The organism is Stieleria sp., from assembly GCF_041595215.1.
Lineage (GTDB): Bacteria > Planctomycetota > Planctomycetia > Pirellulales > Pirellulaceae > Stieleria > Stieleria magnilauensis.
Window position 1 is genome coordinate 1 of the sequence record NZ_JBFHKV010000183.1, and the last position, 10,254, is coordinate 10,254.

The following is a 10,254-nucleotide window of genomic DNA, read 5'->3' on the forward strand; positions in this document are numbered from 1 at the left end:
GTTTCGCACCCATGACTCCTTGCCCACCGTGCGAACCGACCGTCGATTGTAACGAGAGTGCCAACTTTCAATTCGAAATCCCTCGATTTTCCACGACCGCATCACAACTTGTTGAAACGCTGAACCAAAGCGAGACGAACGTGCCCGCGGTTGTTCAACTGATCGAATGCGAACCGACGATCAGTTCTCAGGTTCTGGGGCTCGTCAATAGCCCGATTTACGGCGCAAGTCGTGCGATCACCACGATCGGACACGCGGTCGTGGTCCTCGGTTTTCGTTGCGTCGCCCAGCAGGCGATCGCGTCGGCATCTGGGGCTCTTTTCAAGGCGAAGGACGCAGCTTGCCAAGCACATCGCCTGGACACTTACATCCAGTCGCTGGGCGTCGCCACGACGGCCCGGTTCATTGCCAAACGGACCAAGACCACCAACCCGGACGAAGCGTTTTTGTGTGGCGTTGTCCATGACATCGGCAAACTGATTCTCTTTCAACATGCCGGTGAAGCATACGCAGGCATGCTCGACGAGTCTCCACACGAAAAGTCATTGGCGCCTGAAATCGAATCGTACGGGATCACGCACGCGACGCTCGGTCGTCAATGCGGCGTCGCATGGTCGTTGCCGACCCAAATGTGCATCACCATCGCGAATCATCATCTGCCACTCAACGAGGCCACCGACCCGCTTTCCCGAACACTCATTTGTGCCGCCTATCTGGCGAAAAAATGGCAACTGGGATTTTGCGAGGACGCTTTCAGCGAAGATTCTGAGATGGAGAGCGAGCTTTGTGATTTCCAAGATCCTGACTTGGCGGCCGAGTGTCGCGAGCAGTTTGAAGCGATCCGCGACATCTGTCTTTCGTAGAGAGTGCCGTGGAAACGTACCGTCTTCAAAGAACGCTGACCGTCCTGGTGAGTTGCCTGATCGTCACCGGTTCGATCGGGTTCGTCGCGATCGAAGGCTGGTCGTTTGCCGATTCGCTCTACATGACGATCATCACCATGTCGACGGTTGGGTTTGGCGAGACCAACGAGTTGACGCCCCACGGTCGCATCTTCACCTCGTCGCTGATCTTGGCCTCGATCGTGTTGATGGCTTGCTGGACCGCGGGCATCACCAGTTTCTTGGTGAACGGTCAGCTGAGTGGACAGTTTCATCGTCTTAGGACCAAAAAGAAGATCAACCAAATGAACAACCACGTCGTCGTTTGTGGCGGTGGAGCAACCGCCCGCACCCTGATTCATCAATTGAAAGTGCAGGGCAACGAGATCGCCGCGATCGTCAAAGAGCCCGCTGAAGTTGCGATGACGCAGCGTTTTTTTCCGGACATTCCGTTGATCGAGGCCGATCCCAAATCCGAAATGGCGTTGATCGATGCCAATATCCTGGAGGCAGCCCACTTGGTCGCCGCGACCGAATCCGACTTCGACAACCTGTTGATCGTGATCAGCGGCAAAGGACTCGGCACCGAATTGAAAGTCATCAGCGTGGCGGAGAACCCCGAATTGGCCAACCGAATGCTGAAGGTGGGGGCCGATGAGGTGGTCTGCCCGCTGGTGATTGGCGGCGAACGGATCGCGTCGATCATCAACGAAACCGCCAATCAAGAAGAATCCGTCGTCGCCTCGGTGTGAAACTTCGACCGCCGCGACAACGGCAGTTTCGGGCTTTCCGCATCCCAAGGGGACAATTCGCGACATTCAGTCGGTTTCCGTTGGATTCGTGTTGGCCAATCCTTGCGGCGCGTGTACTCTCCCTACATCAGCGAGACGGACAAGGCGCTTGCTGAGACGATTGATCGGCCAGATCAAAACGAGAAACGTCATGGACGTTTGCTGGCCCACGCGAGCCGAATCGTTGAGTTGGATGCTCAACAGGCCGCGACTGCGAGTTTCGAAATGAACGAATTCGCGCCCCTTGCTGCCTTCATTCGGCCACGTTGGCCGCTCTTTGAAAGCTGATTGCATCGATTCGATGCAACCCTCCCCGGGACTTTCTTGTTTGTCCGGGAGATCGAGCATTTCTTTCCATGCTGAAGTTGCGTCACGACATGACGCCATGAGCTGTCGGACATGTTTCGAAAACGCGAGTCGGTCTATCGAGACACGGCCACCCCAACACATCGAGATTCCCACAGCAAAGCTGTTTTGCGGGACTCTCACACAAACGATTGAAGAGACGTACGTTGAAATCATTTCAAGAATTGGAATTGTTCGAGTCGCTGGAAAAAAGACTGGCCGAATTGGACTACACCGTCCCGACCCCGATCCAAGCCCAAACGATTCCCGCCGCCATTGAAGGCAAAGACATCTTGGGTTGCGCCCAAACCGGCACCGGCAAGACCGCTGCGTTTGCGCTGCCGATCCTCGACTACCTGGGGCACGAAGCACCCCGCGCCGCGCCGGGACGCCCGCTGGCCTTGGTCCTCGCACCGACGCGTGAACTGGCCATCCAGATCGGCCAGAGCTTTCACACCTACGGAAAACACGTTCGGTTTCGACAGACGCTGGTTTACGGCGGCGTGGGCCAAAACGAACAGGTCCGTTCCTTAAAAAAGGGCACACACGTCCTGATCGCCACACCGGGCCGATTGATCGACCTGATGGATCAAGGCCACGTGCAACTGTCGGACATCGAGATCCTGGTGCTCGATGAAGCCGATCGCATGCTGGACATGGGCTTCATGCCGGCGATCAAAAAGATCATCGCCAAGCTGCCCCAAGATCGGCAATCGCTGTTCTTCTCCGCCACGCTGCCTCCCAAGATTCGCGAACTGGCTGACCAGCTGTTGTTCAACCCGTTCCAGGTCAACGTGACGCCCAAAACGAAAAGCGTCGAACAGATCGACCAAAGTGTCCGCATGATGGACCGCTGTGAAAAGGTCGATGAGCTCGTCAAGGTGCTTCGCGGCGAAGACGTGCTTCGTTCGATCGTCTTCACACGCACCAAGCACGGCGCCAACGCGCTGACGCGAAAGCTCGAGAAGCACAACATTTCCGCGACCGCGATTCACGGCAACAAGAGTCAAGCGGCCCGCCAACGGGCTCTCAGCGCATTCCGAGAGAACCGCATCTCCGTCCTCGTCGCGACCGATGTGGCCGCCCGAGGGATCGACATCGACGACGTCACCCACGTCGTCAACTTTGACATGCCGATGGAACCGGAAAGCTATGTTCACCGGGTCGGCCGAACCGGCCGCGCCGGCGCCAACGGCATCGCGATTTCGTTTTGCACCGTCGACGAACGAGACAAGCTTCGGGAAATCGAAAAGCTGATCGATCAACCCTTACGCATCCAAAACCCCGGCGCGAAACTGAACGACACGGCAAGCAAACCCAGCAAGTCGTCCAACTTCGGTGGCCGTAACGGATCACGAAATGGATCGTCGTCGGCAAACGGAAACCGCCGCCCCAAGAAACGCTTCGGCAAAGGCGGCTGGAACAAGCGTCGCGCGACCGCAAAAGCGTAACGCTGAAGGCACTCAATGCGTGGGAAGAGGCTTCTACACGAGTCGCTTTTTTGCCCAAAGGGCATGCATATCCATCGCCTGGGGCAAGCAAACCGAGCATTTGCGAGGGTTGCGCCGCCCCAGGAACCGCATCGCAATGAGGTTCAATTTGGCCAACGGCCATGCACAACATTCGCGTCTGACGAGACATTTGTGGTTGGCTGTTGGCCTATCCCTCTCGTTCTCGTTTGATGCCTCTCCCACCAGCGGTCAATGAATACCGGGCTCTTGGCCCGGTGAACGGCCCTCAAGAAAATCGAAATCACAGCCCCGGTCGGCTTGCGTGACATGCTTGGCATACAGGTGTCCGTAGCCGCGTTCGGGGAGCAACGTGCCCAGCTGTTTGGATTGGCGTCGGCGATCGATTTCTTCGTCGCTGACATCCCAGTGGATCCGTCGGTTGGGCACATCGATTTCGATGGCGTCGCCGGTCTCGACGAGCGCGAGCGGACCGCCGGCGGCACTTTCGGGTGCGATATGCAACACGCAGGTGCCATAGCTCGTCCCGCTCATCCGCGCGTCGCTCAGCCGCACCATATCGCGTACGCCCGCCTGCAGCAGTTTCTTGGGGATCGGCAACATGCCCCATTCGGGAAATCCCGGGGCGCCGAGCGGGCCGGCATTGCGGAGAATCAAGACGCTGTCCGCGGTCACGTCTAGATCGGGGTCATGCAACTTCGCTTTCATTTCCGGATAGTTGTCGAACACCAGCGCCGGACCGCGGTGGGTCAATAATTTCGGGTCCGCGGCGATCGACTTGATCACGCAGCCATTGGGCGCCAGATTCCCTTTCAATAAACACGTTCCACCGGCCGGCGAGACGGGGTTGTCGCGAGTCCGGATGACTTCGTCGTCGATCGCTTCGGCACCTGCGATCTGTTCTCCCAGCGTGACGCCGCCCACGGTACGACAGTCGGTGTGCAGCAAATCAGTCAGACGAGCGAGTAGTGCGGGAAGACCGCCGGCGTTGTAGAAATCTTCCATCAAGAATCGGCCGCCGGGACGGATGTCGCCCAGCACCGGAGTGGTCCGCGACAGTTCGTCGAAATGATCCAGCGTCAGTTCAATGCCCAGCCGTCCCGCGATCGCGATCAAATGGACGATCGCATTGGTACTGCCACCGATGGCCAGCGATGTCATCAACCCATTTTCAATGGATTCGCGAGTGAGAATGTCTGACGGTTTGAGATTCTCCCAGGCAAGGTCCACCGCGCGGCGGCCGGTTTGGGTGGCCAGACGGTGGTGGTCGGCAAACACCGCCGGCACACAAGCCGCCCCGACGAGCGACATGCCCATCGCCTCGGTCACCGCGGCCATGGTGCTGGCGGTTCCCATCGTCATACAGGTACCAGCCGAGCGGGCGATACAGTTTTCGATCCCCTTCCAATCCTGATCACACAAGTTGCCGGCAACTCGTTCATCCCAGTACTTCCAAACGTCGCTGCCGCTGCCGAGTGTTTCGTTCTTCCAGCGGCCTTTCAACATCGGCCCGGCAGGCAGAAAGATCGACGGGATGTCGGCACTGATGGCACCCATCAACATCGCGGGTACAGTTTTGTCGCAACCGCCCATCAACACCGCCGCATCGATGGGATGACAGCGCAAGACCTCTTCAACCTCCATCGCCAGCAGATTGCGATACAGCATCGTCGTCGGCTTCATCAACATTTCGCCGAGTGACATCACGGGAACTTCGACGGGAAAGCCGCCCGACTGCAAGATCCCCCGCCGGACCTCATCGGCTCGATCGCGAAAGTGCGAATGGCAGGTATTGAGTTCGCTCCACGTGTTCAGAATCGCGACGACCGGTCGGTTCTGATAATCGATGTCGTCCACCCCCATGCCCTTGATCCGCGAGCGATGCCCGAAGGAACGCATGTCATCGGGGCCGAACCAGCGATAGGAACGAAGTTGTTTCGGATCATGGGAGGGAGGCTGGGTCATGGAGCGAGACACTGCTTAGGGAAGGAGTAGGGCGGGGAAGGGAAGGGCAGGCTAAATTCCAAAGCCGACAATACACTAGTCCTCAAACAGTCCGTCAAACAGTTCGCGGTTGCTGGCTCTGGCTTGTTGGACCAACGCTTCGATCATCTTCGGATCGGATTCATTCATCAAAAAGGCCAGATCGCGCATCTTGGATTCTTGATCGGGCAACTCATGACGTGCCGATACATTCATCAGACGCAGATTGGCTTCGACGCGTCGCAGCGTGCGATAGTTGTTGATCAGTCGTAGCGACGTGTCGGCGGGCAACAGATCCGCGTCGGCCAACCGCTGGAGCGCATCGATCGTGCCGGTGGCGTGGATGTCGGGATGCAATCGAATATGTTCAAGCGTCAACATTTGGGCGACGAACTCGACGTCGACGGTTCCCCCGACGCCGCGTTTCAAGTTCTCTTCGCTGGCCGTTTGCTGCATCCGCAAACGCAATTCGCGGATCTCCTGAGCCATGGCGGGTCGCCACTCGGTGCCACGCAGGATTCCCAACAAGGTATCGCTGGCGTGCTTGCGGACGTGTCGTGAACCGGAGATCACCCGAGCCTTACAGAGCGCCAACCGCTGCCACAACGGAGCCATGCCGCGTTGGAATCGGTTCGTGAACTGGTCCAGCGAAACCGCCAACACGCCTTCTTCGCCGGTCGGTCGCAGCCGCCCATCCAGCTCGTACAAACGACCATATTCGCTGGGGTGGTTGACCCGCGACATGATCGCCGAGGTCAACTGGTTGAAGAACTGGGCATTGGTGATCGTCTTGCGCGGCCCGCCGACGCGTCGCTGGGTTTCGCCGTCGCCGGTGTACAAGAAAACGACGTCGAGATCGCTGTGGTAATTCGGCTCGCGTCCGCCGAACTTTCCCAGCGCCACGGCAATCAATTCCGCCGGCTGACCGTCCGGGCCGATCGGATCACCGAAACGCATCGCCAGCTGTTCCTGCTCGTACTCGGCGACTCGCCGCACGCAGGCTTCGGCGGTATCGGCGAGCGACCGGTGCGTCGCCTGAACGGACTCTTTGCCGAGGATGTCACGCACGCCGATCATCAGATGCGCGCTGTTTTTGAACCCGTGCAAGACCACGTCGATGTCGGTGGCACGTCGACACAGATCGATCGAACGTGCGTCCAATCGCTGGGCCGAGGGCAGACGATTCATCAGCAACGAATCGATCAACTCGTCGATCATGCCGGGCATCTCGATCAAGATGCTGCTCAGATACGGCGTCGCGGCGCACATCCGAATCATCAACTGCATCGTTGCACGATTGGTTCCGAACAATTCCCACAGACTGGATTTGCCGCCGATCGATTCGGCCACGTCGGCCAGCGTCACCAACGTCCGGTCGGGGTCGGGCGTGGTCGCGATCTCGGCCAACAGGTGAGGCGCCAGCGAGGCAAGAAAATGACGACAACGTCGACTGGAAAGAAACTGGATGGATTCGGTCGCCAGTGAATTGAGATGCTCCATCGCACGATCGGGATCGCGCAGCGAATGTCGCGACAGGGTTTGACGAACCAATGCGGGATCCGGTGACGGGTCGAGCACCAATTCGGTTTCGATCGCAAAATTCTGTGGCGAATCCGAATCCTCATCCGACGGCGCGTCGACCATCAGGTGATTGAGCACTTTCCGGTTCAACTGGAACGTTTCGCGCAACTGAGATTGGAACCGTTCCAGATCGCCGGATTTTCCCTGCGTGTCACGGATCCCCAAATGCCAGGCGACGCGTCGCCGCATCAGATCATCGTTCGGCAAGCAACTGGTCGAACGGCCGAACATCACGGACAACTGATGCTGCAATCGACAGAGACGGGCATAGCCCTTGGACAACAGACTGCCTTCTTGATGCGTCAGACAACCTTCACGTTCCAACGCGTTGATCGCTTCGGCCGTGCTGCAGACTCGGACGGACTTGATATCGCCGCCGTGCAACAGTTGTAGGAACTGGATCATCAATTCGATATCGCGCCGACCGCCGGGCGCCATCAAGACATCGTCACCTTCGGCTTGCTGCGAATCAAAGCGACGTTGCAGTTTTCGTCGCAGCGAACGCACTTCGGCAAAGTCTTGTCGACTCATGAACCGCCGATAGATCCACGGTTCCAGTCGGCCCAGGAAATCGTTCCCCAAAGAATGATCCCCCGCGACCACCCGAGCCTTGGTCAATTTGATCCGCTGCCACGTCCGCCCTTCCGATTCCAACCGTCGGGCGGTCAGCGAACTGCTGCCGATGACGACATCCGACCCGAGCGGTCGAAACGAGGTGTCGATCGCGATGTTCAGCGCCGCGGCGTCTTCGGAGCTGACCAGCGCAATCACATCGGCGACCACCTGCTGAACGAACTCATGATGCGATTCATTTTTTTCTTCGATCGCGTCGTACAAGAACAACAATTCCAAGGGGCTGCCGTATCCCATCTCCGTTCCGCCCAAGTGCCCCAATCCGATCACCGCCAAACGAACGGTCTGGCCGTCAATGCGTCGCGGCAACCCGACGCGTTCGGTTTGACGCCGAAGCACGAATTTCAACGCCGCCTCCAAAACCGCATCGGCCACAAACGCCAGTTGTTGGCCGACGTGATCGGGACTCAGATCACGGACGAATTCGCCGTAGGCGATGCGAACGATTTCGCGGCTGGTGAATTTCCGGATCGCCAACGCGGCTCGATTGGGGCTTTCGAGCATTTCGAGTTCGGCGACCAATTCGTCGACCAGAAACTTTCGCTCGGCCGGCTGACCATCGCTGGCCCGCATCAAATCAAAACTTTCCGGATCGGCAATCAAACGATTGGCCAGCGTTTGGCTGGTGGCAAAGATTTGAAGCAAGGCCGACAACGCCGCCTCGTCGCGTTCAAACAACGACAACAGTGACGTCGGCGAACGGCTGGCCGAGATGAAGCGATCCAGGTTCTTGACGGTCGCGTCGAGATCGTCCAGTTCGTCGAAGTGACGCTGCAGACGATCGCGCAGGATTTCCAACAGATCCGACGGCGCACCACAGTTCCAGATCGACTGTAAATGTTGCCGGGTCGTTGCCCAGTGGTTCACCCGACCGGTGTCGATCCAATCGAAGGCGGAATCGTCGGCGCCAGGCTGGTCCGAGGGCTGGTTGGTCGAAGACGGCGTGGGCGGCTTCACGGAGGAATCGTCCTGAGCGAGGAATCGGAATCAATTAAGGAAGCGCCTACCGCCACACCACGGCGGTTCCCCCCGCGACTGCACGACGCTATACGACAACGCTGTACGACGATTCAACAGAACCCGTCGGCCGGGCCAAAAAGCAAGGGAACTCTCCGTGGCATGCCCTAGTCTAAATTCCTGAGGGTTTTCCGTTAAGTCCGTGTCCGGTGACCTACCTTTGACAGACACCGGCTCAGCCAGGGGGCAAACGCGATCGTCAGGTTCAGTGAACCGTTCGGTCCCACAGCACCCCAGGCTTCATTGCTGCTGGCGCCAGGAGGCCCATTGTTGCCACGTTGGTTGAGTTTTTGCGACGCCCCTTCGTGGACATTTCGCAACACCCCACGCCTGACTCCTGCCGGTCTCATTGACGCAAACCCCACCCCACAAACGACTTGCAATGCTACATACGACCTCATCGACGGGGGTCGGCATCCTGGATGCTGTACCCCTCCCGGACCAGAACGAATATTCCAAGCCGGGATCAGAGGAGAAGTTGATGGGAACCAGGATTAGCGGACGTAGCTTGCAAGACGATTCCTTCGCCGCAGAAGAATCGGTGGACCGCCGCTCTCGCGTGATGGGAGACGAATTCGCCGACCACCACCTGGAAGAGGCCCCCGCAGACTCTCGTGGCGTCGCCGACGAAATGGACGGCGACACTGATCCGACCGAAGACCCGGTGCGAATGTACTTGATGCAAATGGGGCAAATCCCCTTGCTGACTCGCGACCAAGAAGTCTCCGCGGCCAAGCAAATCGAACGCACCCGCGACCGCTACCGCCACTGCATGCTGGCGACCGATTTCATGCTGCAGGGCTCCCTGAAACTGTTGCAACAGGTCCGCGACAAGCAATTGCGATTGGATCGCACGATCGAAGTCAGCGTGACCAACGCCGTCGAAAAGAAGGCGATCATGAAGCGGATCGTGCCCAACGTCCGCACGCTGGAACACCTGCTGAACCAAAACAAGGTGGATTACTTCACCGCGATCAACAAACGATTGCCGATGCGTCAACGACGTGCGGCCTGGAAAAACCTGGTGATCCGCCGCAACAAGGCCGTCCGCCTGGTCGAAGAAATGAATCTTCGCACCGGCAAACTGCAACCGATTTTCCAAAAGCTGGAAAAATCGTCGCGTCGGATGAACGAGATCCGCAAACAACTTCGCGAAGGTTCCTCGTCGGACCTGCCCGGCATGCCGTCGGAGAAAGAACTTCGCAGCGAACTGAGCTATCTGATGCGGATGACCTACGAGTCGCCCAAAACGCTCGATCGCCGCGTTTTGTCCTGCGAAGCCCTTCGTGAAGATTACGAAGCGGCCAAGCGAGTCCTGTCGGCCGGCAACTTGCGACTGGTCGTGTCGATCGCCAAGAAGTATCGCAACCGTGGCCTGTCGTTCTTGGATCTGATCCAGGAAGGCAACACGGGGCTGATGCGAGCGGTCGACAAATTCGAACACGCCCGCGGATACAAATTCAGCACCTACGCGACGTGGTGGATTCGACAAGCGATCACCCGCGCCATCGCCGACCAAAGCCGAACGATTCGTGTGCCCGTTCACATGATCGA

General features: G+C 58.3%; 6 protein-coding genes. 4 read left to right on the forward strand and 2 right to left on the reverse strand.

Annotated features, from left to right (window positions below):
• The 3 genes from ABX749_RS09525 to ABX749_RS09535 all read left to right on the forward strand — a co-directional run.
• Positions 1–863, forward strand: an 863-nt coding sequence (locus ABX749_RS09525; RefSeq protein WP_372895770.1) for an HDOD domain-containing protein, incomplete at its 5' end; no start/stop codon positions are given.
• A 47-nt stretch (positions 864–910) separates the two neighbouring features.
• Entirely contained in the window at positions 911–1,633 is a 723-nt protein-coding gene (locus ABX749_RS09530) for a TrkA family potassium uptake protein (RefSeq protein ID WP_372895771.1), read from the forward strand.
• A 551-nt stretch (positions 1,634–2,184) separates the two neighbouring features.
• Positions 2,185–3,468 carry a DEAD/DEAH box helicase gene (locus ABX749_RS09535; protein WP_372895772.1) on the forward strand — a complete coding sequence of 428 codons (1,284 nt, stop codon included), beginning with the start codon at positions 2,185–2,187 and terminating at the stop codon, positions 3,466–3,468.
• A 249-nt stretch (positions 3,469–3,717) separates the two neighbouring features.
• Here ABX749_RS09535 and araD read toward each other — a convergent pair whose 3' ends face one another.
• On the reverse strand, positions 3,718–5,451 hold the full coding sequence (gene araD / locus ABX749_RS09540; RefSeq protein ID WP_372895773.1) for an L-arabinonate dehydratase: 1,734 nt from the start codon (positions 5,449–5,451) through the stop codon (positions 3,718–3,720).
• A gap of 75 nt (positions 5,452–5,526) precedes the next feature.
• Positions 5,527–8,640, reverse strand: coding sequence for a glutamate-ammonia-ligase adenylyltransferase (locus ABX749_RS09545; RefSeq protein ID WP_372895774.1), 3,114 nt, complete (start codon positions 8,638–8,640; stop codon positions 5,527–5,529).
• A 541-nt stretch (positions 8,641–9,181) separates the two neighbouring features.
• On the opposite strand from ABX749_RS09545, the gene ABX749_RS09550 reads away from it, so the two are divergent.
• Positions 9,182–10,254: sigma-70 family RNA polymerase sigma factor (locus tag ABX749_RS09550; protein WP_372895775.1), on the forward strand; the 1,073-nt coding region annotated here is incomplete at its 3' end.